Source organism: Nocardia sp. NPDC051321 (assembly GCF_044455225.1).
Classification (GTDB): Bacteria; Actinomycetota; Actinomycetes; order Mycobacteriales; family Mycobacteriaceae; genus Nocardia.
The window spans coordinates 433,172-458,269 of record NZ_JBITEM010000003.1 but is presented as its reverse complement, the minus strand read 5'-3'; the positions used below and the strand labels follow the sequence as shown (position 1 = coordinate 458,269).

The 25,098-nt window shown below is 66.5% G+C and carries 19 protein-coding genes and 1 pseudogene; 13 read left to right on the top strand and 7 right to left on the bottom strand.

What is annotated here, in order from left to right; all coding sequences use genetic code 11:
• Positions 1–121: 121 nt before the first annotated feature.
• On the bottom strand, positions 122–622 hold the full coding sequence (locus ACIA8C_RS09115) for a MarR family winged helix-turn-helix transcriptional regulator (protein WP_397132584.1): 501 nt from the start codon (positions 620–622) through the stop codon (positions 122–124).
• Between the two features lie 240 nt (positions 623–862).
• Here ACIA8C_RS09115 and ACIA8C_RS09110 point away from each other — a divergent pair, with 240 nt between their 5' ends.
• From ACIA8C_RS09110 to ACIA8C_RS09075, 8 genes are read left to right on the top strand one after another with little or no spacing between them, the layout of a single operon-like run.
• Positions 863–1,123: an acyl carrier protein gene (locus tag ACIA8C_RS09110; protein ID WP_397132582.1), complete on the top strand. Its 261-nt coding sequence runs from the start codon at positions 863–865 to the stop codon at positions 1,121–1,123.
• Positions 1,124–1,137: 14 nt separating this feature from the next.
• Complete coding sequence (locus ACIA8C_RS09105; RefSeq protein WP_397132580.1) at positions 1,138–2,121, top strand: acyl-CoA desaturase; 984 nt, start codon at positions 1,138–1,140, stop codon at positions 2,119–2,121.
• Positions 2,111–3,808: an AMP-binding protein gene (locus ACIA8C_RS09100; RefSeq protein ID WP_397132578.1), complete on the top strand. Its 1,698-nt coding sequence runs from the start codon at positions 2,111–2,113 to the stop codon at positions 3,806–3,808. The genes ACIA8C_RS09105 and ACIA8C_RS09100 overlap by 11 nt, the downstream gene beginning before the upstream one ends.
• A 2-nt stretch (positions 3,809–3,810) precedes the next feature.
• On the top strand, positions 3,811–4,683 hold the full coding sequence (locus ACIA8C_RS09095) for a class I SAM-dependent methyltransferase (RefSeq protein ID WP_397132576.1): 873 nt from the start codon (positions 3,811–3,813) through the stop codon (positions 4,681–4,683).
• A gap of 14 nt (positions 4,684–4,697) precedes the next feature.
• On the top strand, positions 4,698–6,062 hold the full coding sequence (locus ACIA8C_RS09090; protein WP_397132574.1) for an NAD(P)/FAD-dependent oxidoreductase: 1,365 nt from the start codon (positions 4,698–4,700) through the stop codon (positions 6,060–6,062).
• Positions 6,059–7,123, top strand: a complete 1,065-nt coding sequence (locus ACIA8C_RS09085) for a diacylglycerol kinase (RefSeq protein WP_397132572.1) — start codon at positions 6,059–6,061, stop codon at positions 7,121–7,123. Before ACIA8C_RS09090 ends, ACIA8C_RS09085 begins: the two co-directional genes overlap by 4 nt.
• Positions 7,120–7,887 (top strand): ABC transporter ATP-binding protein, encoded by a 768-nt coding sequence (locus tag ACIA8C_RS09080; protein WP_397132570.1) that lies wholly within the window; start codon positions 7,120–7,122, stop codon positions 7,885–7,887. Before ACIA8C_RS09085 ends, ACIA8C_RS09080 begins: the two co-directional genes overlap by 4 nt.
• A complete protein-coding gene (locus ACIA8C_RS09075; protein WP_397132568.1) occupies positions 7,881–10,223 on the top strand; it encodes an FtsX-like permease family protein in 2,343 nt (780 codons plus the stop codon). The genes ACIA8C_RS09080 and ACIA8C_RS09075 overlap by 7 nt, the downstream gene beginning before the upstream one ends.
• 10 nt (positions 10,224–10,233) lie before the next feature.
• Here the strand turns inward: ACIA8C_RS09075 and ACIA8C_RS09070 are convergent, their stop codons facing one another.
• The 4 genes from ACIA8C_RS09070 to ACIA8C_RS09055 all read right to left on the bottom strand — a co-directional run bounded on the left by ACIA8C_RS09070 (position 10,234) and on the right by ACIA8C_RS09055 (position 14,761).
• Positions 10,234–10,710: an SRPBCC family protein gene (locus ACIA8C_RS09070; RefSeq protein WP_397132566.1), complete on the bottom strand. Its 477-nt coding sequence runs from the start codon at positions 10,708–10,710 to the stop codon at positions 10,234–10,236.
• A gap of 206 nt (positions 10,711–10,916) precedes the next feature.
• Positions 10,917–12,869 carry a GMC family oxidoreductase N-terminal domain-containing protein gene (locus tag ACIA8C_RS09065; RefSeq protein WP_397132564.1) on the bottom strand — a complete coding sequence of 651 codons (1,953 nt, stop codon included), beginning with the start codon at positions 12,867–12,869 and terminating at the stop codon, positions 10,917–10,919.
• A 133-nt stretch (positions 12,870–13,002) separates the two neighbouring features.
• Complete coding sequence (locus tag ACIA8C_RS09060; protein ID WP_397132562.1) at positions 13,003–14,085, bottom strand: sensor histidine kinase; 1,083 nt, start codon at positions 14,083–14,085, stop codon at positions 13,003–13,005.
• A complete protein-coding gene (locus tag ACIA8C_RS09055) occupies positions 14,078–14,761 on the bottom strand; it encodes a response regulator transcription factor (RefSeq protein ID WP_397132560.1) in 684 nt (227 codons plus the stop codon). Before ACIA8C_RS09055 ends, ACIA8C_RS09060 begins: the two co-directional genes overlap by 8 nt.
• 89 nt (positions 14,762–14,850) lie before the next feature.
• On the opposite strand from ACIA8C_RS09055, the gene ACIA8C_RS09050 reads away from it, so the two are divergent.
• The 3 genes from ACIA8C_RS09050 to ACIA8C_RS09040 all read left to right on the top strand — a co-directional run bounded on the left by ACIA8C_RS09050 (position 14,851) and on the right by ACIA8C_RS09040 (position 18,137).
• Positions 14,851–15,048, top strand: coding sequence for a hypothetical protein (locus ACIA8C_RS09050; protein WP_397132559.1), 198 nt, complete (start codon positions 14,851–14,853; stop codon positions 15,046–15,048).
• A complete protein-coding gene (locus ACIA8C_RS09045; RefSeq protein WP_397132829.1) occupies positions 15,048–16,364 on the top strand; it encodes a DoxX family protein in 1,317 nt (438 codons plus the stop codon). Before ACIA8C_RS09050 ends, ACIA8C_RS09045 begins: the two co-directional genes overlap by 1 nt.
• Positions 16,365–16,472: 108 nt before the next feature.
• On the top strand, positions 16,473–18,137 hold the full coding sequence (locus tag ACIA8C_RS09040) for a class I adenylate-forming enzyme family protein (RefSeq protein WP_397132557.1): 1,665 nt from the start codon (positions 16,473–16,475) through the stop codon (positions 18,135–18,137).
• A gap of 102 nt (positions 18,138–18,239) precedes the next feature.
• On the opposite strand, the gene ACIA8C_RS09035 is transcribed toward ACIA8C_RS09040, so the two are convergent.
• Positions 18,240–18,983 carry a VOC family protein gene (locus ACIA8C_RS09035; RefSeq protein WP_397132555.1) on the bottom strand — a complete coding sequence of 248 codons (744 nt, stop codon included), beginning with the start codon at positions 18,981–18,983 and terminating at the stop codon, positions 18,240–18,242.
• A gap of 241 nt (positions 18,984–19,224) precedes the next feature.
• Here ACIA8C_RS09035 and ACIA8C_RS09030 point away from each other — a divergent pair.
• Positions 19,225–21,516 (top strand): annotated as a pseudogene (locus ACIA8C_RS09030) (MMPL family transporter); the annotation flags it as partial.
• 24 nt (positions 21,517–21,540) lie between these two features.
• The gene (locus ACIA8C_RS09025; protein ID WP_397132827.1) at positions 21,541–22,401 is read left to right on the top strand and encodes a collagen binding domain-containing protein; all 861 of its coding nucleotides are present in this window, start codon (positions 21,541–21,543) and stop codon (positions 22,399–22,401) included.
• Between the two features lie 4 nt (positions 22,402–22,405).
• Here the strand turns inward: ACIA8C_RS09025 and rph are convergent, their stop codons facing one another.
• Positions 22,406–25,003 carry a rifamycin-inactivating phosphotransferase gene (gene rph / locus ACIA8C_RS09020; RefSeq protein WP_397132553.1) on the bottom strand — a complete coding sequence of 866 codons (2,598 nt, stop codon included), beginning with the start codon at positions 25,001–25,003 and terminating at the stop codon, positions 22,406–22,408.
• Positions 25,004–25,098 lie beyond the last annotated feature (95 nt).

The window sequence follows — 25,098 nt, the reverse complement described above, 5'->3', positions numbered from 1 at the left end:
CCTCGTATTACCTTTGGGCACAGTGTGTTTCAAAAAGTCGTTTGCGTGTTGATATTTGTTGCGTAAGCGCAAGATTAAGATCATTGATTGCGTACTGATAACAATTGCTGTGGATGCAAGATCAATTTCTGGGCCAGATCATGGTGAGCGCCCGGCGCTCGTCCGGCTCGCCCGCGGTCGCGGCGAACAGGTCGAGCGCGGCGGCGACCTGGTCACGCTCGGCGCTGGACAGCTTCTTCAAAATCCGCTCGATCGCGAGCCGCCGGTGGGTGGTGACTCGGTCGACCAGCTCCTCGCCGGCGGGTGTCAGGGTGAGCTCGACATGGCGTCTGTCGGTTGCGGATTCGTGGCGCTGCAGCAGCCGGGCCGCGATCAGTCGATCGCAGGTGCGGCTCGCATTGGAGGGATTTACCTCCAGACCTGCGGCAACGGTGGCGAGGTTGAGTGTCCCGTGGGTGTGGACCATGACGAGCACGCGCAGTTGCGGTACCGAGACGATGGTGTCGACCTCGGCGATGGAAGCGGCCGCGATGCCGACGAGGGCTCGGGATGTGCGTAGCACCGCGTCGACTTGCTTAGCGAGTTTTCCACGGCGAGGATTGCGAATTTGTCCGGCGTTCACGCAGGAATCATGCAGCAGAGCGGTATTCGGGTCCACTCGACGCGCCATGATCGTCTCCGGAAAATATCGCGCAACACCGCAATCATTGCTTAGCGCAATGATTGCGGCCCTGTACAGATCCGCGTCGGCTGCCGTAGACTCTGCTCCCGAGGTCTCGAACCTTTCTCGGCTCCGGTACGTGGGTCGGGCTGCTGCACAGTGAATGCACCTGTGGCACAGAGTTTCTCAAAGGGGCGCGGAATGGAAACAATCACCATCGACGAGATCGCTGCGTTGATCAGGCATGCGATTCGTGGCAAACAGGCCGACAAGATCATTATCGAGGAAACCACTGAACTGCGCGATCTGGGCCTGTCCAGCCTACAGATCGCGGAAGTGGTCTTCACCCTCGAAGAACGCCGAGGCGTCGAGCTCGATCCCGTCCTCGCCTCGGATGCGAAGACGATCGGGGATGTCATCGCGCTCGGCAACGCCGCGCTGGCACAACGAATGGCGTCGTGAGGGGCTGAATCGACATGGACGGACGTGAACACTACGGCTTTATCCTGGCGTCGTCGATCCTGCCGTTGCTCGGTGTGCTCGCGGCGGCGGTGCTGCTGTGGAACCGCCTGGTAGGACCGTCGGACGTGGTGGCCTTCCTGGTCATGTATCTCATCGGCGGGCTCGGCGTTTCGACCGGATACCACCGGTTGCTCGCGCACCGGTCGTTCCAGACCTCGCGGCCACTGAAGATATTCTTCGCGGCCGCGGGTGCGATGGAAGGCCAAGGGCCACCGCTGATCTGGACGGCCCATCATCGCCGCCATCACCGCGTCGCCGACAAGCCGGGCGACCCGCACAGTCCATACCTGGAGCACGGCCCCGGTCTGCGTGGGGCGCTGAGCGGTTTGTGGCACGCGCACCTCGGCTGGCTGTTCGACAGCGAGTTGTCCTCGGATCCCATTCGGTACTGTCCGGATCTCGCGCGGGACAAGGACATTCGCTTCATCTCCCGCTACTTCCTGCTGTTCGTGCTCGCTGGGATCGTGTTGCCAGGGCTGATCGGCTTCGCGCTGACCAGGTCATGGCAGGGCTTCGCGACCGGGGCACTGTGGGGTGGTCTTGTCCGCTTCTTCGTCGGCAATCACGCGACCTACGCGGTGAACTCGATCGGCCACTACTTCGGCCGTCGCCGCTTCGACACTCCCGACGAGTCGCGCAACGTCGCCTGGCTGGCGCTGGTCTCGTTCGGCGAGTCCTGGCACAACAACCATCACGCCTTCCCCAAGTCGGCCTTCCACGGATTGCGCTGGTGGGAATTCGATCTCAGTGCCTTGACGATCCGGGCATTGGAAGCGGTCGGGCTGGTCTGGGATGTAGTGCGCATACCGCAGGACCGGATCGAGCAGCGCGCGGAAGGACTCCGGCGCACCGGTGGCGGCCGCGCCGCACCCGCGCAACCGCCACGGCCGCTGGCCGAGCGCGGGAACGCCGCAGCCGGGGTTTCAGATGTCGAATGAGGCACTGGGACTAGGACTTTGGGATAAGTTTACGCGCTCCGGGCAGTACCGCTCAGCGCTGCACTGCTGGGTCGGTGGCCGGTACGACGCGACGCCGTGGGACCGGGTGCTGCAGGAGTGCGAGCGGACGACGGCGGGGCTGCGCAACCTCGGTGTCGGTCCAGGCACTCGGGTCGCGGCGATCCTGACCAACACGTCCGCGGCAGTACGCGGCCTGGTCGGCGTCTGGTTGGCAGGGGGAGCGGTGGCCTCCCTGCCGGTGCCCGCCCGCGGCATGGACGCGACGGAATACGCCGATCAGCTGCTCGCCATCGGCGCGCAACTCGACCCGGTCGTCTTCCTGCTCGACGAGCCGCTGCTCGCCGTGATTCCGGAGTCACTGCATGCGCGCTTCCGGTTCCGATCGTGGGAATCGGTGGCCGACAGCGGCCGCGTCGCGCCGGACCCGCCCGGCGCGGACAGCTTGGCCTTCATCCAGTACTCGTCGGGCAGCACCCGCGCGCCGAAGGGCTGCATGCTGACCCCCCGCGCCATCGCGGCGCAACTGGACATGATCGCGACCATGATCGATGCGCGGCCCGGCCACGATGTCGGGCTGTCGTGGATGCCGCTGTCGCACGACATGGGCCTGTTCGGCTGCCTGCTCACCACGTGGTTGAACGATATCGAATACTTCATGTCGACCCCCGAACGGTTCATGGTCGCGCCCGGCACCTGGTTCGCCGAGATGGCGGCCTACGGCGGCACGCTCAGCGCGGGCACCAACACCAGCCTGTTCCTCGCGGCCAGAGCGGCCCGACGGTCGACAACCATCGCGGCGGGCGGCCTCGGCCAGGTCCGAAACTGCATCATCGCCGCCGAGCGGGTGGAGTGGTCAACGGTGCGATTCGCGTTGGATGCCCTCGGCCGGTACGGATTTCGGCCACCGGCCCTCATGCCCGCCTACGGGATGGCGGAGGCGACGCTCGCGGTGACCTCGGTGCCCTCGGACGAGGAACCGCGCGGGCTGATCGTCGACTCCACCGCCCTGGCCGACGGCGCGGTCACCGAGACCGCGGCCGACGATCCGACGGGAACGGCCATGGTCAGCGCGGGCAGGCCATGTGCCGGCGTCTCGTTACCCGGGCTGTCCGCCGATCGGCTGACCGAAATCACCGTGCGCTCACCGAGTCTGGCGCTGGGGTACTGGGCAGACGAGGCGGGCACCGAGCGGCAGTTCGCCGATGGCGGCCTGCGATCGGGGGACCTCGGCTTCGTCCGGGACGGCGAGTTGTATCCGGTCGGGCGGATGGATGACGTGGTCTCGGTCGCCGGGCGGAAGGTATACGCGCGGGAGGTCGAGAACGCGGTCGACCGCATCGACGGGGTGCGCCGCGGCTGCTCGACGCTGGTCGCGCGTTCCGAAGGAGCCGCACAGCGCCTGTCGTTGTTCGTCGAATTACGTTCTACCGCAGCCGAATACCGCTACATCGCGGACGCGGCGGCGGCGGTGGCGCTGGCCAAGGCGGGAATCGCACTGGACGAGTGCGTGATTCTCGATCGCGATTGCCTGCCCAAGACACCTAGCGGAAAGATCCAGCGTCATCGCTGCCGATCGCTGTACGAGGCGGGTTCCCTGCAGCCGCTGGCGACCGTCCGCTTCGGCGGCGCCGCTGCCGGTCGCCCGGCCCGATCCGGAGAAGAGTGACTATGACGAAAACGTCGACGTATCAAGGGGCTTCGCCCGAAGCGATCCAACACCACTACGACGTCGGTAACGAATTCTTCGCACTGTGGCTCGATCCGACGCTGTCCTACTCCAGCGCGTTGTGGGCAGGCGCCGCCGATGTTCTTGTCGCGGCGCAGAAACGCAAACTGGACCACATGGCCACCGCGACCAGGGCAGTCGAGGCCCGGCGGGTGCTCGACATCGGATGTGGCTGGGGCTGTATGGTCCATCGCCTCACCGAGATGCACGGCGTCGACCGGGCGGTCGGGCTCACCCTGAGCGAAGCGCAGGCCGACCATATTCGCCGATGCGGAAATCCGCAGGTGGCGGTTCGCGTGGAGAACTGGCTGGACCACCAGCCCGAGAGCGGCTACGACGCGATCGTATCCTTCGGCGCCTTCGAGCATTTCGCCGATATGGGCATGACGCGCGACGAGCGGGTCGCGGCCTATCGGGAGTTCTTCGCGCGGTGTGCACAATGGCTGCCGATCGGCGGCAGGCTGGGACTGGAGACGATCATCAAGGGAAACAACACCAAGATGAGCAGGCGCACCGTGCGCGACCTACTGTTCATCATCGACACCGTCTTTCCGGAGTCGGAGCTGCCCTGGCTCTCCGAGATCATGGAAGCCAGCGAGCGGTTGTTCGACCCACTCGCGGTCGACAATCGGCCCGACGACTACGCCCGCACCTGTCGTGAGTGGCGCGATCGCCTTGTCGCACAGCATGATCGGGCGGTGGCGCTGGCCGGGGCGCCGACGGTGACCGCCTACGAACGCTACCTCGACGCGTCGGTCGATGTTTTCGACAACCGGCACGCCGGTCTCGCACGCGTCATCTTCGAGCGGGTATAAGCGGGGGTCAGGAGATGTCGGAGAACACCTCGACCGCCGCGACCGCCACCGAGCCACTACACGAGATCTATTGGCGGGAAACAGAACCGGTCACCCCCGGGCCGCCGCTGATCGAGGACATCGACTGCGATGTGTGCCTGGTCGGGGGCGGTTACACGGCGTTGTGGACCGCGCACTTCTTGAAGCTGGCCGAACCGGGCCTCGACATTCATATCGTCGAGGCCGATTATGCCGGGGCGGGCGCCTCGGGACACAACGACGGCTTCGTCACGCCGACGATCGGCCACAACCTGTCGACGCTGGTGCGGCGGTTCGGCGTCGACCGGGCCAAGCTCGCCTACACCTTGGTCGGCCGATCGATCCTCGAACTCGCGCACTTCTGCCGTAAATACGAGATCGACGCCGATTTCGAGACGCGCGGTTACTACCAGGTCGCGACCGATCAGGCTCAAATAGCGCTATTGCGAAAGGATCTCGCGATCGCCGAGCGGATAGGCGCGGCGTCCGGGCTTGCGCTGCTCGGCCGCGACCAGATGCGGGAGCGGATCGGCTCGCCGGCGATCCGGGCCGCGGTCAAGGTCGGCGGCGCGACCGTCAATCCGCATCGCCTGGTGCGCGGGCTGGCCGCCGTGGTGCGCGGGCAAGGGGTGCACATTCACGAGCAGACGTCGGCGACCGGCGTCGAGGCGCACGGCGGCGGCTATACGATCAGCACGCCGCGAGCCAGGATCACCGCGCGCAAGCTGGTGCTCGCGACCAACGCCTATCAACATCGGTTCCAGGAATTTCGCCGTGCGGTGATCCCGGTATGGAGTTATGCGGCGGTGACCGAACCGCTATCGGACGAGCGGCTCGCGCAGCTGCACTGGCCAGATCGTGAGGGCTTCGTCGAAGCGGGGAACTTCATCGTTTTCGCTCGGCTCACGGCGCAACATCGACTCCTGGTCGGCGGCGGGCCGGTGCGATACGCCATGGGCCGCGACATGAGCGAGCGGCGCCACATCGACAACCCGGCGGCGACGCGGGTGCTGCGGGAGGTGCTCGCGCGGTATTTTCCCTGCTGGCATGACGTGCCGTTCACCCACTCCTACGGCGGCTGCGTGGCGATCACCAGGGAATTCGTGCCACACGTCGGCGCGGTCGGCGACAACCTGTTCTATGGATACGGCTACTGCGGCAACGGGATCGCCGTCACGCACACCAGCGGCAAGGTACTGCGCGATCTCATCCTCGGCCGCGAATCCTCTTATACCGGCCTGTTATTCGTGAACCGGACCGAACAGCGGTTTCCGCCGGAGCCGTTCACCTTCGTCGCGGCCAAGGCCATGTCGTCGTTGCTGGCACTGCAGGACCGATACCCGAAGGTGGGCAAGAGATGAAATACCGAGTGGTGCAATGGAGTACGGGCAATGTCGGGCGCTGGGCGCTGCGCTCGATCCTGGCCAGGCCCGAGCTCGATCTCGTCGGCGTGTGGGTCTCCAGCGCGGCGAAGTCGGGCAGGGACGCCGGTGAACTCGCCGGTCTGCAGCAGGAGGTCGGCATCGCGGCGACCACCGACGCCGACGCGCTGCTCGCGCTGAAACCGGACTGCATCGTCTACACGGCGATGGCCGACGATCGTCTCATGGAGGCGGTCGCGGATCTGCGTCGTTTCCTGCGCGCGGGCATCAACGTCGTGTCGAGCGGCCCGATCTTCCTGCAGTATCCGCACGGAACCCTGCCTGCCGACGCCGTGGACGAATTGGTCGCGGACGCCATCGCGGGGCGAGCCTCGTTGTGGGTCAATGGGATCGACCCGGGTTGGGCGAACGACTGGTTGCCACTGTTGCTGACAAGCGCCTGCACCCGGGTCGACCGGATCACCTGTTCGGAGGTGATGGACTACTCGACGATCGAGGACTCGAAGATCATCTTCGAGGTGATGGGCTTCGGCGGCGCACTCGACGAACTGCCGATGCTGCTGCAGCCGGGCATCCTGACCCTGGCCTGGGGCCCGGTGGTGCGCCAACTCGCCGACGCGCTCGACGTGCGACTCGATAGCGTGGATCAGCGGTTCGAGCGCATCGCGGCACCGGAGACATTCGACGTCGGCGGGCATACCATCAGAGCAGGAACCGCGGCGGCATTGCGCTTTCAGGTGACGGGCATGCGGGACGGTCGTTCGTTGATCGTCGTCGACCATGTCATGCGATTACGATCCGACCTGGCACCGGACTGGCCGCAGCCGACAGGGAAGGGGTGCTACCGCGTGCAGCTGGAGGGCGTTCCGAACTACACACTCGATCTGGGGCTCGACTGCGACGGCGATCCAGGAGCGGCATTGCTGGCAGGCACCGCCGCCCGGCTGGTCAGCGCGATAGGCGCGGTGGTCGAGGCCGCTCCCGGCCTGCTGACTCCGCTGGACCTGCCGCTGACGACCGGCCGCGGGATCGTCGGATGAGCCGTGCCGCACGGACCGAATCCACGAAATCGCCGGACCCGTCGGGTGATCGCACGCCACCGGCGCTGCGGCTGGCCGGTGTCGGCAAATCCTATGGTGCGGGTGTCGCGCGCGTCGTCGCGCTCCGCGACGTCGAGCTCGAGGTGGCGCAGGGCGAATTCGTGGTGCTGCTCGGCCCGTCCGGGTCGGGCAAGACCACCCTGCTCAACCTCATCGGCGGACTCGACCAGCCCTCCGAGGGGACCATCGAGGTCCTCGGGCACGATGTCGCGGCGCTGCGCGGCAAGCAGCGGACCGAATACCGCCGCGACCGTATCGGTTTCGTCTTCCAGTTCTTCAATCTGGTGCCGACGCTCACCGCGCGCGAGAACGTCGAGGTGCTCGCCGAGCTGACCGGCACCGACGCCGCGACGCGCAGCGGTGAGGCATTGCGCCGCGTCGGCGTCGGCGAAGTGGCCGACCGGTTTCCCGGACAGCTTTCGGGCGGGCAGCAGCAGCGGGTGGCCATCGCGCGCGCGATCGTGAAGCGACCGCCGCTGCTGCTGGCCGACGAGCCGACCGGCAGCCTCGACCTGGACACCGGGCGGCAAGTCCTCGGCGTTCTGCGGGAGCTGGCCCGCACCGGCGACCACACCATCGTTGTCGTGACGCACAATTCGGAGATCGCGCGGATGGCCGACCGCGTACTCCGCCTGCACTCGGGGGCGATCAGCGAGTCGGCGGTGGTCGAGCGGCCGGTCGAGGCGGCGGAGCTGCGATGGTGACCGGTGTCCTCGGCCAGAAATTGCGGCGGGACCTGTGGCAGCAGCGGTGGCGGTTCGGTGCGATCGCCGTCGTGGTCGCCATCGGCGTCGCCGTCTTCGTCGCCGCGACCGACGGGTATCGCAATCTTGAGCAGTCCTTCAGCCATGCCTATGCGGCACAACGATTGCCGGACGCGGTGGTGTCCGGGCCGGGAGCCGCCCGGCTCGCCGACGCTGTCGCGGCACTGCCGGGACAACCGGTGACGCAGCCGCGGCACCAGGCCGACATCGGCATCCGTATCCACGGCCACACCCTGTTCGGACGCGTTGTGGGAGAACCGGATTCGGCGCAGCCCGCGGTCTCCCTGCTCGACGTGCAGTCCGGCACGCTGCCGCACGGCGCACAGGTGACAGTGGAACAGCATCTCGCCGACCACTACGGCCTTCGCCCCGGCGACACGGTCGAGGTGCGCGGTCCGGATGGTTGGCAGTCGCGTACCGTCGCCGGATCGGCGCTGTCCACGGAATACCTCTGGCCGGCCCGGTCGAGCCAGGAGATCCTCACCACCCCTGAACAATTCGGAGTTGTCTTCGCCACCGACGACGAAGTGGGGCGGATGACATCGGCGCCCACCGAACAGCTGGCGGTATACGCGCGCGATCGCGCGCAAGCCGACGAGTTGGTCTCCGCCACAGCCGCTTTGGCGCATCAGGCTGGGTTGACCAGCCTCAGTCGCGAGGACATCGGCTCATACCACACGCTGCGCGACGACGTCGCCCAATTCGGCACCCTCGCCAAGGTGCTGCCCTGGCTGTTCCTCGCGGCGGTCGTGCTCGGCATCTACGTGCTGCTGTCGCGGATCGTCTCCGCGCAGCGGGCCGTCATCGGAACCCTGATCGCCAACGGCTTGTCGCCGAGTGCGGTGCGTGGTCATTACGTCGGCTACGGGGTCGCGTCGGCGCTGCTCGGCATCGTGCCCGGCCTGATCGGCGGATACCTGCTCGGCGGTTGGATCACGACCAAGTACACCGACGCGATCGCGCTGCCGCTGCACGTCGCGTCGGCGCATCCGATCACCTACCTGCTCGCCGCCATGGCGACCTTCGCCGCCGCCCTGGTCGCGGCCTTGGCGCCCGCGGTGGCCGCCGCGCGGATGCAGCCGGTGGAGGCGTTGCGGATCGCACCACCGGCGTATCGAGGCGGCCGCAGCATCATCGAACGGCTGCTTCCGCCGCTGCGCTACCTGCCCGCGCGCTGGCGGATGACGCTGCGGGCCGTGTTCCGCAGCCCGCGCCGCACCGTGTTCACGGCGGTCGGTGTCGGGGTCGCGGTGGTGCTGGTGATGGTGTTCGCGGGCATGCGCGACACGCTTCCCGGCATGGTCGATCGGCAATTCGGCCAGATCGCGCGGCAGGACGGATCGGTAGTCGTCGCGGGATCGGCGGATACCGTGGCGCAGCGGCTTCGCGACGACCCGGACGTGGCCGAGGCCGAAACCTACAGCCTCAACGATGTCACCCTCGCGACCGGCCTGCATCGGTACCAGACGTTGATGATCGGACTGCGGCCACAGACCGATATGCACAGCTTCCGTGCCGCCTCGGGCTCGGACCGGCTCGGCGACGACGGGGTGCTGCTCGGTGTCGGCCTGCGCGATCTGCTGTCGGTGTCGCTGGGGGACACCGTCGATATCTCGCCACCGGGAGCCGCGCATCCGATCACCCAGCAGGTGGTTGGATTCGTCGACGAGCCGTTTTCGCCGGTCGTCTACGTCTCGCTCGATCACCTTCGGGCGCTGACGGGTACGACTCCCAACGGGGTGCTGGTGAAGCTGCACGGCCAGGTGGCCGACGAGCGCGCCGTCGGCGATCGGCTCGCCACGGTTCCCGGCGTCGTCGCCTATCTCTCGACGAGGTCGTTGGCCGATTCGATGCGTGCCGCGTTCAGCCTGTACAACACGCTGGTCGGCATCATGCTCGTGTTCGCCGCGATCATGGCCGCCGCGATGCTGTTCAACGCGATGTCGGCGAACGTATCCGAGCGCCTCACCGAACTCAGCGCGCTACGCGCCGAAGGCATGGACGCCGGGATGCTTGCCCGGCTCATCTCGGCGGAGAACCTGGCCGTTGCCGTTGTCGCGATTCCGTTCGGCGTCGGCTTCGGCGTGCTGCTCGCCGACCGATTACTGTCCACATATCAGACGCTCGGGTATCACCTGCGGCTCGAATTGCGCCCGGGCACAGCGGTGGTGGTGGCGGTAGCGATGCTGGTGGCGGCCGCGGTGATTCAACTTCCCTCGCTGCGCCGGATCTACGACATCGATGTCGCACGGGTGGTGCGGGAGCGGGCGCTGTGATGGTTGCGCTCTATTTATCGGGGTGCGAGGCGGACTGGCTCTGCCGATAGCGTCGTTCGATGGTGTTCCGTAGCGCGGTGTCGGAGCGTTGCACCGCGAGCTGGACGAAGGGTTCAATGGTGCGTCCCAGCACTTTTCCCGCGAACCCGCCTGGCAGTGAATAGTCGATGTCGACGGTCACCTCGGTCTTGTGCTCGCCGAGCGAGCGGAATCGCCAGGTCGATCGCGAAGGGACTGCGGACACCGACGTCACACAGACGTGCGAATTCGGCACCCACTCGGTCACCCGGACCGTCGAACGGGTGGTGATCGGGCCGAGGGTCAGGTTACCGGTGTAAACCGCCCCGACGCCGATCGGCGTGTCACTGGCCAGATCGACCCGGCTGACACCGAACACCCATTCGGCCGCATTGCGCAGATCGGCACCGTATTCGAACGCGAAATCGATGGGTACGGCGATGATTCCGCGGCAATCCAGATGGGCCATCGTGCTCTCCTGTTCCGAAGGCACCGGTGGCGCCCGCGGGCGGCTGTGCTCACCCCATCAACCATGCAATGAGCAACTGTTGCGTATCGCAATTGTATGTGGCGGCCGCGGGCGGCGCACCGATCGAGGAGTTGTCCCGGCTTACCAGGCGATCATTCGACCAGGTCGAGGAATTCCCAGTGCGCGGTGGGTGGTGCGCCGCTGAGCTACGTCAGCTGGGCTGCCAGCCGCTTGGCGTTCATGTAGGCGATCGCCTCGATGGAGATCATCGGGTTGACGCCGGACGCGGTGGGAAAGCAGGAGCCATCGGCGACAACGATATTGGCGACTTCCCAGGTCGCGCCGTCGGGGTTGGTTGCCGAGAGCTGCGGGGAACCGCCCATCCGGGCCGAGCCCATGATGTGCAGGGCGCCCATCGCACAGTGTCCAGGACCGTAGCCCGCAGCGCGGCAGGAGGCGGTGAACTCGGCGTGCGAGCCGCGGCGGCCGGGTTCGTAGTCCACGCCTGCTTGATGGCCGGAGAAGATGCGTTGTGCCCCGGCTGCCTCGAGAATGCTTGCGGCGCCCTCGATTCCGGTGTGCAGGTGGGCCGCGTCGTAGGCGGACAGGCGGTAGTTGACGATCGGCTCGCCGGTTTTGTCGACGGTGACGGTGCCCGAGTCGCGGTCGCGGGTGATGATGCCGATGGGAGTGGTGCGGGCGAAGTCGAGCATGGTCCGGCGGTGCGCGTCCGCACCGCGCCAGCCCATGAAACCGAGGGCCAGGCCTGGATGGACGGGGCCCGTCTCGTAGACGACGCCGTAGCCGTTGCCGTCGAGATCCGCGTGCTCACGGCAGATCCGCCCCTGCAGCGCGCCCTCCCAGCCCCGCAGTTCCTCATCGAAGACGCCGAAAACCGCGGCGGCCGGATGTAGGCGCAGATGGCGTCCGATGTTCTCGTTGCGCAAACCGGAGCGGCGCAGCAGCGCGGGCGTCTGCACCGCACCCGCCGCGACGATGACGGCGCCGGCCCGCACCTCGAGCTGTGCGCCGGATGCGGTTATTGCTGAAATGCCTTCGGCACGGCCATTTTTGATGTGAATGCGGCGGACGTTCGCGTCGACGACCAGCCGGGCACCGGCCGCGGCGGCATCGGCGAGCCACGTCTTGGCCGCGGACTGTTTGGCGCCGACGCGGCAGCCGTAACCGCAGGAGCCGCATTCGATTCCGGCGTCGCAGGCGTCGGTGACGTTGCGCGGCAACGCGCCAACGTCCCATCCCAATGCCTGCGCGCCGCGTTCCAGAACCCCGTCGCGTGCCGAGAGGGTGGAGCGGGTGTCGGTGACGGCGAGGCGGCGTCGCACCGCCGCGATGGCCTCGTCGAACTCGGCCTCGGTGAATTGCGCCGCACCCAGTTCGGCCCATTCCGCGCGAACGGCGTCAGGGGTGGGCAGTGAGGTGGTCCAGTTGACGACGGTTCCGCCGCCGAGGCAGGTGCCGGCGACCAGGGTGATCTGCCCCTCGGCGGAGCTGGCGCCGGGAGCGTAGAGCTGTTCCAGGGCGGCGAGTTCGCCTGCGCCGAAATCCCGGTCGTCGTAGTAGTTTCCGCGCTCCAGCACGATCACGTCGAGGCCTGCGCCTGCCAGCACGGCCGCCGCGGTACCGCCGCCCGCGCCAGATCCGACGATGACCACATCGCAAGTGAGCGAGGTGTTCTCGGTGCACCGCAGCGGCGTCAGCGCGGGTTGCGGGGCGGTACTGAGCGGTCCGGTCGGCCCGGGGTAGCCGATCTCCTTCCACAACGGGTTGGTGCCCGTTGGTCCCGGAGTCACGTTGTAGGCCAACAGCGCTGCCTGTTTGAGCGCCTGGAAGATCGCGCGCACCGGCCCCAACCGCGAATCGCCGAGCCGGAGCAGCGCCCGCTCGCGCTCCTGCTGCGACAGCGTGGAAAACCGACGCGGTCCCGCACCGAGCAGGACTCCGGTCGACCGAGAATCCCACCACCCCAACAGCATTGCCAGCTGCTTGCGGTCGGCCTCGCGGGGACTGCGGCTCAACAGTCGCAGCACGGTGTCGACCGCACCGAGCTCGCTCGCCGGCGGCAAGGTCAACCCGTCCCCGGGAACGAACGTATCGCAGATCATGCTCAGCGCTGCCCGCTGCTCGACCATAAGCTCCATCTGAAACTCCCCTTCGCCTATCTTGGGTCGAGTTAATCACGTCCGCCGCCGATTGGCGTCAAGATCCAGGTAGCGGCGCTGTGGCAGCGGAATGTGCATTCACTTACTTGCTGTCGTCGATGCCCGCCAGCGCTCAGGACCGCGCGGGCAGTTGGACCGTAACGCGCAGTCCGCCGGTGGGGCGGGGGACGAGGGTGAGGGTTCCGGCGTGGGCTCGGGTGATGCTGTTGACGATGGCCAGGCCGAGGCCGACGCCCGCGTGGTGGGTGCGGACCCGTTCGGTGCCGCGCCGAAACGGCTCGACCAGAGTGGAAACCGATGGGGGAGCGAGCGTTTCGCCGGTGTTCTCGACAGTGAGCAGCACACTGTTCGGCGCAAAGCTGGTCGTGACCGCGACGGTGCCTTGCTCCGGCACGTTGTGGACGATCGCATTGTGTACGAGATTCATCGTCAGATGCAGCAGCAGCGCGGGTGACCCGATGGTGGGGGTGATGTCGCCGGACACATAGAGGGTGACGCCGAGCCTTTCCGCCAGGGGGAGAAGGGTTTCGGCGGCTTCTTCGACGAGCAGGGACAGGTCGACGGGTTCGCGGGTGAAGGACCGTTGGTCGGCGCGGCTGAGCACCAGCAATGCTTCGGTGAGGTCGATCGCTCGCGCGTTGACGGCGTGCAGGCGGTCGGCGAGGGCGCCGGGGTCTTGGGTCGGATCGTTGTGGGCCACGTCGAGAAGCGCCTGCGTGATCGCCAGCGGAGTGCGCAGTTCGTGCGAGGCATTGGCGGCGAACCGCTGCTGTTCGCCGACGTGTGCCTCGAGCCGGGTGAGCATCGTGTCGAAGGCGTCGGCGAGCTCGCGGAACTCGTCGGCGCGGCCAGGTAGCCGGATGCGGTGCGCGAGTGACCCGTTCGCGGCCATCCGGGTGGCGGCCGTGATGCGGGTCAACGGTGCGAGCATCCAGCCGGCCAGAAACCAACCGCCTACCAGGCCGAAGGCAAGCAGAAATATCATCACGACGGTCACGAACGGAATGAAGGAGCGCAGCAGGACGGAGCGGTCGACCCACAGGGTGCCGGTGGCGTAGATCGCACCGGTGTCGCCTAGGAATTGCGTATAGAAGACGCATACGGCGACGAACAGCAAGGCACCTACGACCACGATGAAGCAGGCGTAGCTGAGGGTGAGTTTGAGGCGAACACTCAACCCGGCCTGCCTATGCACGGTCTCCATCCTTGTTCGCGGTGTCGATGCGGTATCCGACGCCGGTGACGGTGGCGATGATCCACGGCTCGCCGAGCCGTTTGCGCAAGGCCGACACGGTGATCCGCACCGCGTTGGTGAACGGGTCCGCGTTCTCATCCCACGCCCGTTCCAGGAGTTCTTCGGCGCTGACCACGCCGCCTTCCGCGCCGACCAGGACTTCGAGCACAGCGAACTGTTTCCGGGTGAGCGCGACGTAGCGGCCGTCGCGGTAGACCTCGCGGCGAAACGGATCCAGCCGCAGCCCGCCGATCTCCCGCACCGGTGGTCTGGTGTTGGTGCGTCGTCGGTCGAGTGCCCTGAGCCTGAGCACGAGTTCTCGGAGGTCGAACGGCTTGGTGAGGTAGTCGTCGGCACCGAGCCCGAACCCGGACGCCTTGTCGTCGAGGCGGTCGGCGGCGGTGAGCATCAGGATCGGCATGCCGCTGCCGGTGGCGACGATGTGTTCGGCGATCTCGTCGCCGGAGGGGCCGGGGATGTCGCGGTCCAGGACGGCGATGTCGTAAACGTTGATGCTCAACAGTTCCAGCGCGGTGTCGCCGTCACCGGCTATGTCGGCGGCGATCGCGTCCAGGCGCAGGCCATCGCGGATGGCCTCGGCCAAAAAGGGTTCGTCCTCGACGATCAACACGCGCATAGACCCTCGATTCTCTCAGCCCAGGCATATCGTCGGCGTATCGAAAATCGCATACGTGCTGGCAACGTCGCATTGCCTTGACTGAAGGCATGAATCGCAGTGAACCAGCACTGGCCCGCGTAACGGTCTTCGATGACGGCGTTCCGTCCGTGGCCAACCTCGACCCCGATTTGCTCGATGCCCTGCGCCGAGCTGCCACGGATGCTTCGGATGACGGGCGCGAGTTCGTCCACGGCTGCCCGGCTCGGTATGCCGACCCCACCAAGGATCCGATGATGCAGCAGTGATCGGCACCGTCGAGACCACATCGGTCGACCGGAACACTTTGGCGCAGATAGCGTTCCGATTCTGCTTCGTCTATCTCGGTCTGTTCTGCCTGCTCCTCACCTGCATCCCGTTCGCGCTGCTCGGCATCTTCGGACGCTGGGTCCGCAAATACGTCGGGCCGTGGGATATGTCCCTGACGGACCCCGTCACCGGTTGGGTGGGCCGCACGTTCTTCGGGGTGGACGCGGTGCTGCACGATGACTCCGGAGCGGGCGACCAGGCGGCCGTCTGGGTGCTGGTGCTCTGCCTCCTGGTCGTCGCAGTGGTGGCCACCGCGGTGTGGACGGCCCTCGACCGTCGTACCTCTTATCCGCGGCTGCTGGCCTGGTTCACGCTGTTCCTTCGGCTGTGTCTGGGTGGGATGATGCTGTCGTTCGGGTTCGCCAAACTGTTCCCCACCCAAATGCCCGGCCCCACACTGGCGCAGCTGTTACAACCGTACGGCGATTTCAGCCCGGCCTCGGTGTTGTGGTTGCAGATCGGCAGCTCTTATCCGTACGAGATGACGCTCGGCGCGGTGGAAGTCGTGGCAGGCCTGCTGCTGTTCGTGCCGCGGACGGTGGTACTCGGCGCCGCGGTGAGTTTGCTGAGCATGGCTCAAGTCCTCCTGACGAACATGACGTTCGACATTCCGGAGAAACTGCTCTCCCTGCATCTGCTGCTGATGAGCCTGGTCCTGCTCGCCCCCTACCTGCGGCAACTGGTGAATGTGTTTGTGCGACAACGCGCGTGCGAGCCCCTGGCTCAACCCGCACTGTTCACCGACAACAGAAAGAACCGAATCGCGCTGTGGATTCAGGTGGCCTTCGGCCTTTGGGTCGCGCTGGGTTGCGGCTATGACCGCTGGATCGTCTGGCAAGACCAGTACGGAGCGGGCAGCTCCAAGTCCGAGCTGTACGGCATCTGGGCCGTGCGCGACTTCACCTTCGACGGCCAGCCGATTCCACCGCTGACCACCGACGAAACGCGTTGGCAACGCCTCGTTTTCGACGACCCAGGGGCCGCAACCTACCAACGAATGAATGGCGAACTGGTCCCGGTCCGCGCCGACTTCCTCCCCACCGGACAACTAGAACTCACCACAACAGACACCACCAGCGCCCAACCACCATTCGCAACACTGTCCACCGACCGCCCCACCCCAAACCAGCTGCTACTAAGCGGAAAACTACGTGACCACCCCGTCACCATCACCCTGGACCGCGTAAACCTGAACACCTTCACCCTGCGTAACCGCGGATTCCACTGGGTCCAAAACTACCCATACTTCCGCTAACCAACCCCACCTGACCAATACCGTCACGCGGGGCCTGTGGCAAGGGGCGTCGATCGGTATACAGTTGCTACAAAGTCATTGCGGGGTGGTGGTCCAGGGGCTCTGCCAGTGCGTATCCAGGAAACCAGTGCGCATATCGCGACCACCCCGCAGGAATTGGCGGACCAGCTGCGGCAGGCACTGCCCACCAACGGCAGACGGCTCCGGCAACTCGAAAGGCGCCGCATGACAACAACTGCCGAGAACGAGACGACGACGATCGGGTTTCTGCTAGGTGCGTTCGAAGAGCGCTCGGCACAGGTCGCGCTCACCTTCGCGGGCGGGGAGTGGACCTATGGCCAGCTGCTCGACCGCACGAATCGGATGGCGCGCGTTCTCGCTGGCCAGGGGTTGAAGCGAGGTGACGTGGTTGCGTTGGCGACCGGAGCGGACCCGCACACGTTCGCCCTGAAATTCGCGGCGAACGCACTCGGATGCGCTGTCTGCATCCTCTATGATGACCTCGGGCCGTCGCTGCTCGGCGACATACTGCGGTATATCGAACCGGCCGCGGTGGTAGTCATTCCGGGTCGTGACGATGATCGCGTGATCGCTGCCGCCGAGCAGGTGCCCGGCGCGACCGTGCTGGCATTGGGCAACGCCGTCGCGGTGGATCTCGCTCAGTTGGCAGACGCCGAATCCGGCGCGCCGATCACTGTTCAGGCACGTCCGGCGGATTTGTCCGCGATCCGGCTGACCGGCGGTAGCACCGGGGTGCCCAAGGGGATTCCGCACGACTCGGCACTGCCCGATTACTACTCGCCGACCGCGTTGCGCATGTGGCAGACGACGCAGCTGCTGTGCACCGCGATCGGACATCTCGGCGGATCGCTGGCCGAGGCGGTTCTCGCCGCGGGCGGCCGGGTGGTCTTGCAGGAGGGCAACCAGTTCGATCCCGGCCGCGTCCTGGAAGCCATTGCCCGCGAACAGGTTCGGTTCCTGTGGATGCAGCCCGCCATGCTGCATCAACTGCTCGACCATCCCGGACTCGACACCGCCGATACGTCGAGCCTGCGCTTCATGGCGGTCACCGGCGGGCCGACCACACCGGAGCGAATTGCCCAGGCGGTCCAACGATTCGGGCCGATCATCTCGACCGGCTACGGAACCTACGAGATCGGCCAGATCGCGCTACTCGGTCCGGCCGAGCATCAACGCCCCGAACTGCTCACCACCGTCGGCCGACCGGTGCCGGGCGTGCGAGTGTCCATCCGCGGTACCGACGCCGAGGAACTGAAGCCAGGGGAGACCGGTGAGATCTGGGTTCGCGGGCCAGGATTGACGACCGGCTACTACAAGCTCCCCGAGCTCACCGCCGACGCGATCCGAGACGGCTGGTTCCGCACCGGCGACCTCGGTTTCCTCGACGCCGACGGCTACCTCAGCGTCGTCGGCCGCACCAAGGACGCCATCATCGGCGTCAAGGAGACGGTATACCCCGCTCAGATCGAACAGGTGCTGCACCGGCACCCCGCCATTGCGCACGCCGTCGTTTTCGGCGTCACCGACGGCTTGGTCCGCGACGAAAAGATCGCTGCCGCAGTGGTTCTCAGGCCACCGCTGCGCCTGTCGGAGGCCGAGGTGACCGCCTGGATCCGCACCGAGATGGGCGGCGCCTACGCACCGGAATTGGTGCTGATTCTCGCGGAACTACCGACGACAGGCAGCAACAAACCCGACCGGGCCCAGTTACGCGACCTCGCCGCCGACCGACTGAAGAATGCGGCCACCTAGCCCCGGGGTAGCGATGGCAGAGTGCGGTTGACGTGCGACGGCGATAAAGTTCGCTGAGGTGGACTGCTGTCGCACAGATTTCGGTAGGGGCCTGCTGGGCCCTCAGTCGCGCCCAGGGCCGAGGACGCAGAAGTCGTTGCCTTCGGGGTCGGCGAGGACTGTCCACGAGACGTCGCCCTGGCCGAGGTCTCTGTCGGTGGCGCCCAGCGCACGCAGCCGGGACACTTCCGCCGCTTGATCGTCACGGGCGTAGGGCAGGAGGTCGAGATGGATGCGCGTCCAGACGGTCGCCGGGCCGGGCTTGCGGAGAAATTCCAGATAGGGGCCGACGCCCTTGGCGGAACGCAACGTCGCGTGATCGTCGGTCACCTCGTGCACGGTCCAGTCCGATGCCTCGCCCCAGAATCGGGCCATGGCACGCGGATCGGCGCAGTCGACCACCACCGCGGCGATAGGTCCGGTGTCGCGGTAGATATCCCGGGGCTCCAGCACGCAGAACACATTGCCTTCGGGGTCGGCGAGGACTGTCCAGGGGACGTCACCCTGACCGACGTCGGCGGGGGTCGCACCGAGATCCTGGAGGTGGGCGACCAACTCCGCTTGATGGGCCGGGGAGGTGGTGGCGAGGTCGACGTGTACCCGGTACTTCACGGTTTCGGGGTCAGGGACGGTGACGACGTCGATGTAGAGCGCGGTCGGGTCCGGCCACGTAAGGCCAACGGGCTCAACGTTGGTCACGCCCGGCCCCTCGCTGGAAACGCCCCAGCCGAGCGCGTCCGCCCAGAACTGTCCGAGCGCCGAGTCGTCCCGGGCCTTGATGTTGATCTGCACCAGCCGTGTCCCCATGACGGCGATCCTATGCTGCCACCGATGGGGTCAGGCCCGCTATCGATTGATGGTCCGGGTATGCTCCCGCAACTAGAGGTTGCTCCTCCGTTTACGGGCTTCTATTGATCTTCCATCCCTACCGCGCGGTAGGGGGAGAGAGGACGTCCGGTGGAGCTGTTCGCATGCGTAGCGGGCCGCGAAGGTGCTGTATACGGGCCCTGAACCAGCACTATCCGGTTACCTCCAGGAGAACCTATTCGTGTCCGTATACCTGTATCGGTGGGGCAGATTCGCCTTCCGCCGCAAGTGGATCGTGCTGCCGCTGTGGCTCGTCTTCCTCGGAATGCTCGGCACCGCAGGCAGTTTGCTGAGTAAACCGATGAGCACCGAGTTCAGCATGCCGTCGCTGCCGTCGGAGCGCGCCACCGAAATCCTGGACCGGCAGTTCCCCGGCATGTCCGGTCAGTTCAGTATCGGTGCCGTCAGCGGTGCTTACGTGATCAAGGCGCCCGAGGGCACGAAGCTGACCGACAAGAGCAACAGCGCCGCCATCGACGCGCTGATCGACGACCTGAAGGCGCTCTCGGTCGAGGATGGCAAGCGCCGGCTCGTCACCGAAAAGGCCGCTGCCGCACTCAAGAACCCGGTCGAGGTGACCAAGGCGATGGGCTGCCTGGCCGCCGTCGACCCGGCCGTGTGCTCCGGCGCGCCGCTCAATGTGCTGAGCAAGGACGCCCCGGCCACCGTCGCCGTGCTCTCGGTGCCGTTCGACATCGCCTCGTCGATGGACATCACCGACGAGGAGCGCCGCGCCGCCTACGACGTGGCCGCGCCCGCGCGTGCGCAGGGACTGACCGTCGAGCTCGGCGGGGCCATCGAGCAGAAGATGGAGCAGCCGAGCGGTCACGCCGAAATGATCGGCATGAGCGTGGCATTGGTCGTCATGGTGATCGCCTTCGGCGCCATCGTGGCGGCTTTCGTGCCGATCGTCACCGCCGTCGTCGGCCTCGGTGCCGCGATGATGACAATTTCGCTGAGCACCTCGATCATCGAGATCCCGAGCTTCACGACGTTCCTGGCGTCGATGATCGGCATCGCGCTGTCCATCGACTACGCGCTGTTCATCGTCTCCCGCTACAAGCACGAACTACATGTCGCGGAGAGTCCCGAAGAGGCCGCGGGCATTTCGGTCGGCACCGCAGGATCCGCCGTGGTGTTCGCCGGACTCACCGTCATCGTCGCGCTGAGCGCGCTGAGCATCGTCGGGGTGAACTTCCTGACCTTCATGGGCCTGGGTGGCGCGGTCGCGGCCTTCTTCGCGGTACTCACCGCGATCACGCTGATGCCCGCCCTGCTCGGCGCGTTCGGCCGCTTCCTGTTCAAGCCGAAGCTGCCGCTGGTCGCCCGGCACGATCCGGAGGACGACACCTCCGTCACCAACGGCATGCGGATGGGCCGTCTGATCGGCAAGCGGCCATGGTTCGCGTTGGTGCTCGCCGTTGCGGCACTGGGGGTTCTGGCTACTCCCGCGCTCGATCTGCAGTTGGGTCTGCCTGGGGAGGACAGCTTTCCGACCGATTCGACGGTCCGGCAGGCCTATGACATCCGGACGGCGGGCTTCGGCGAAGGCAGCAACGGCGTCCTGACGGTGGCGGCCGATCTCGCGAACGTGCCGGAAGGCGAGCGCGCCGCCGCGGTCACCGCGCTGCGCGATCGGCTCGCCGCCTTCTCGGAGATGGATTACGTCACCAAGGCGCAGGTCAGTGCGAACGGGCTCGGCGTGATGCTCAATGGTGTCCCGCGATCCGGGCCGAACAATCAGGCCACCAAGGACCTGGTGCGCGACGCCCGCGCTGTCGAAGGTGAACTGACCCAGCGGTTCGGCATCGAATACGGCATCACCGGCACCACCGCCATCTACGCCGATATGGACCACGTCCTGCTCGGCAAGATCGTCCCTTACCTCGCGATCGTGGCCGGTGCGGCCTTCGTGCTGTTGATACTGGTGTTCCGGTCCATCCTGGTTCCGTTCACCGCCGCACTCGGCTTCCTGCTCTCGATGGCGGCGACCTTCGGCGCCACCGTGCTGATCTTCCAGGAAGGCACTTTCGGCCTGATCGCCGATCCGCATCCGATCATCAGCTTCCTGCCGATCATGTTGATCGGCTTGGTATTCGGTCTCGCGATGGACTATCAGGTGTTCCTGGTGACCCGCATGCGCGAGGAATACGTGCACGGCAAGTCGCCGAGGGACGCGATGATCGCCGGCTACCACCACGGTGCCAGGGTGGTCACCTCGGCGGCGATCATCATGATCTCGGTGTTCGGCTCGTTCCTGCTGGAATCCGACGCCACCGCCAAGTCCATGGGCTTCGCGCTGGCCTGCGGCGTCGCCATCGACGCCTTCGTGGTGCGGATGGTGCTGGTACCGGCGCTGCTGGCGATCATGGGTAAGGGGGCGTGGTGGATGCCGAAGTGGCTCGACCGCATCCTGCCGGACATCGATGTCGAAGGCTCGAAGTTGCGACGGCTTCGGCAGTCCGAGCTCGAACTCGTCCTCGCCGAACCGGAGCCGATGTTCGCGGATGATCTCTCGGAGACGAATAGTATTGGGGTGCAACCTATTGCAGAAGAGTCGACCGGGCAGGCCGTAGCCTCGGCGGGTACCCGGACGATCGGCGGCTGGATTCGCCGTGACGACGGACGCCCGGTGCTGGACGCGGTGTTGACGCTGATCGACCAACGCGGACATCAGGTTTCGCGTGCGACCGGCGGCGGCGACGGTTCCTACACCATCGAGCCGCCCGCCGCGGGAAACTATGTCCTGATCGTCTCGGCGAACGGGCATCAACCGGAAGCGGTGAACGTCACCGCCGCGGCCTGCGCGCAGCATGTCGACGTCACGCTGCAGGGCTCCGGCGAATTGTCGGGTGTGGTGCGCTCGGCCGCCCGCGAGCCGGTGGCCGGTGCCACCGTCACCGTGACCGACCTGCGTGGTGAGGTGGTCGGCGCCGCGGTGACGGCGGCGGATGGCGTCTACACCTGCAAGGGTGTGCTGGCGGGAACCTACACGCTGGTGACGGTGGCCGCCCGGATGCGCCCGGCCGCAACGACATTGACCGTGCCGGACAGCGGCCGGTTCCGTTTCGACATCGAGCTGGCGCCGATGGCGATGCTGTGGGGCACCGTGCGCGCCGACGGTCACGCGGTGCACGACGCGCTGGTCACCGTGCTCGACTGGTCCGGCGCGGCCGTCGGCACCGCCCGCACCGACGAGAACGGCCGCTACCTGGTGACCGACCTGCCGGAGGGGGAGTACACCGTCGTCGCTCGCGGCTATCCGCTGGTGACCGGCCAGGTGACCATCACCGGCAGCCAGGTCGATCACGACATCCGGCTCGGCTTCGACGCCGACGAATTCGCCGAGCTGTCATGATCTTTCACTCCGGCAGGAGCTCGACGTATCCGTCCGTGCCGTGCACCCGAATGCGCTGCCCGTCCCGGATCAGCTCGGTGGCATGCTCCACGCCGACGACGGCGGGCAGGCCGTACTCGCGGGCGATCACCGCGCCGTGCGTCATCAGGCCGCCGACTTCGGTCACCAGACCGGTGATCGCGACGAACAGCGGGGTCCAGCTCGGATCGGTGTAGGCGGTGACCAGGATGTCGCCCGCCTCGAGATCGGCCCGCGCGATGTCGGACACGACGCGGGCGCGCCCCTCGATCGTCCCGCCCGACACCGCCATGCCGGGCAGCGCACCCGCAGGCAGGTCCTCGCGTCGATACGCGCCGGTGAGCGCCTCGCCGTCGGAGGTGAGTACCCGCGGCGCGGTGAGTGCCTGATACGTGCGGAACGCGTCCTTGCGTTCGTCGATGAGTTCCGCGCTGGCGCTTTGTGTTCGGACCACCTCGCTGAGCTCGTCGAACCTCAGGTAGAAGATGTCTTCGGGCTCGCGAAGAACGCCCGCCGCCACCAGACGTTCGGCCTCACGCAGCAGTGCCTGCTTGTAGACGAAGTAGCGGCTCACCATGCGGTACTTCGGATACTCCCGATAGCCGGAGAAGGTGCGGACACGGTCGATCATCCGCGCGGTCTCCTCGGCCTTCTGCTCGCCGTCCGGCAGTGCGCGCAAGCGTTGCAGGAGTTGCGCTTTCGTCTGTTCGGCGGCGCGCAGGCCGTCCTCGAAGCGCCGCTCGCCCGCGCCCGGCCCGAAGTTCTTGATATTGCCGAGGATGGTCGGCACCAGCGTGATGGGGCTTTCGCTCCAGCGCGGCCTGGTGATGTCGATTTCGCCCGCGCAGCGCATGCCGTACTTGTCGAGGAAGTCCTCGATCGCGGCCCGTGCCTCGCGGCCGCCGGGATATTCGGCCAGATCGTGTAGGAAGTCGTCGTCCGCCGCCTGCTCGACCTGCTGCAGGTAGGCCACGACCGCCGGGTAGGGGCGGATGGCATCGGCGACGTCAAGCAGTGCCAGGCCCATCTCCGAGGTCACGTTCCCGGGAACGGATTGGGTGAGCGCGTCGGCGGCGTTCTTCTCGCCCAGCCATTCCAACAGTCGATCGTTGAGCCAGAACGAGGCGTCCATTCCGGCGTTGATCACCTGTAAACCCTTAGGGGTGAACAGGACTCGTCGCAGCTCCTCGATATCGGCCCGGATGAAGTCGAGCAGATCCGGTCCGGACTTGGTTCGGATGTCGCGTGTCAAGGCGGCGAAGGAGTCCTCGCTCGCCGCGATCAGCTCGGTGACGATAGCGGGGTCGGTCTCGATCGGCGCGGGCGCGGCGGGCGGTGTGCCGACCGAATCCTGTTCCGGCACTTGGGGAACGAAGCCGCGGTCGAGCACGGCTCGCAGCGCGTCCCCGATCAGGGGGTCGGACTTGCCGAGGGCTTCGACCAGGCCCACGCCGTTTTTCGGCGACGACAGTGCCTTGGTGACATCGACGAACAAGCGGCCGCCCGCGTCGCGCATTGGCGCGCGGCTGGTGAGTTGCCACATCGAGATGCCGAGTGGCTTCATCGCGTCGGTCATCATCTGCTGGTGGCCGACCGACACGTAGACGTGGTTTTCCTCGTCGGCGGCAACGGGAATCGGGAACAGTGTGGTGATCGGCCTGCTCTGCACGATGTGCAGATGATCGCCGTCGAGGCACCATTCGATGTCTTGCGGGCTGCCGAAATGCGCTTCGATGCGGCGGCCGAGCTCGGCGAGCCGGAGCACCTCGGCATCGGCGAGCACCGGCTCGTTGCGCCGCTCCTTGGCGATCTCCCGCACCTCTGTTCCGCCTGCCGGGTTCGGCTCGACGGCGAGTTTCTTGGTGGCGATCGCCCTGCTGGTGATGCTGCCATCGCGAACCTGGTAGACGTCGGCGTTCACGAGACCGGAAACGAGGGCTTCGCCGAGACCGAAGCCCGCGTCGATGGACACCACCGTCCGGTCGGAAGTGAGGGGGTCGGCGGTTACCAGGATGCCGGAGGCGCGCGGGAACACCATCCGCTGTACGACCACCGCCATCTGAATAGCCTTGTGGCCGAACCCGTTTCGCTGCCGGTAGGTGACCGCCCGCTCGGTGAACAGTGAACCCCAGCACCGGCGGACATGTTCGAGGATCGCCGCGGCTCCCACGACGTTCAGATAGGTATCCTGCTGGCCGGCGAAGGACGCGGTCGGCAGATCCTCGGCGGTCGCACTGGATCGCACCGCGTAGGCGCCCGCCACGCCGAGCCGGGCGTGCGCCTCGATGATCTCGACCGCGACCTCATCGGGCATGGCGAATTCTTCTATCGCACTACGGATCTGCGCACTCAGCACGCGGATCGCCGCGCGATCGCCCTGCTCGAGGCGCGACAACTCGTCGAGCCGATCCTCGATCGATGGCGCACCGGCCAAGGTCCGCGCGAACGCATCGGTCGTCACACAGAACCCATCCGGCACCTCGACCCCGTCGACGCGCGACAGCTCACCGAGGTTCGCACCCTTGCCGCCGACGATCGCGACCTGCGTCCGGTCGATCTCCCCGAAGCCGAGCACATAAGCCATCCCGCAACTCCTCACCTGGTGTTTCCACATTTCGGGAGCGATTATGGACCAAAAATCGGCGCATCATGAGGACCTGGAATCGTGTATAAAATAGA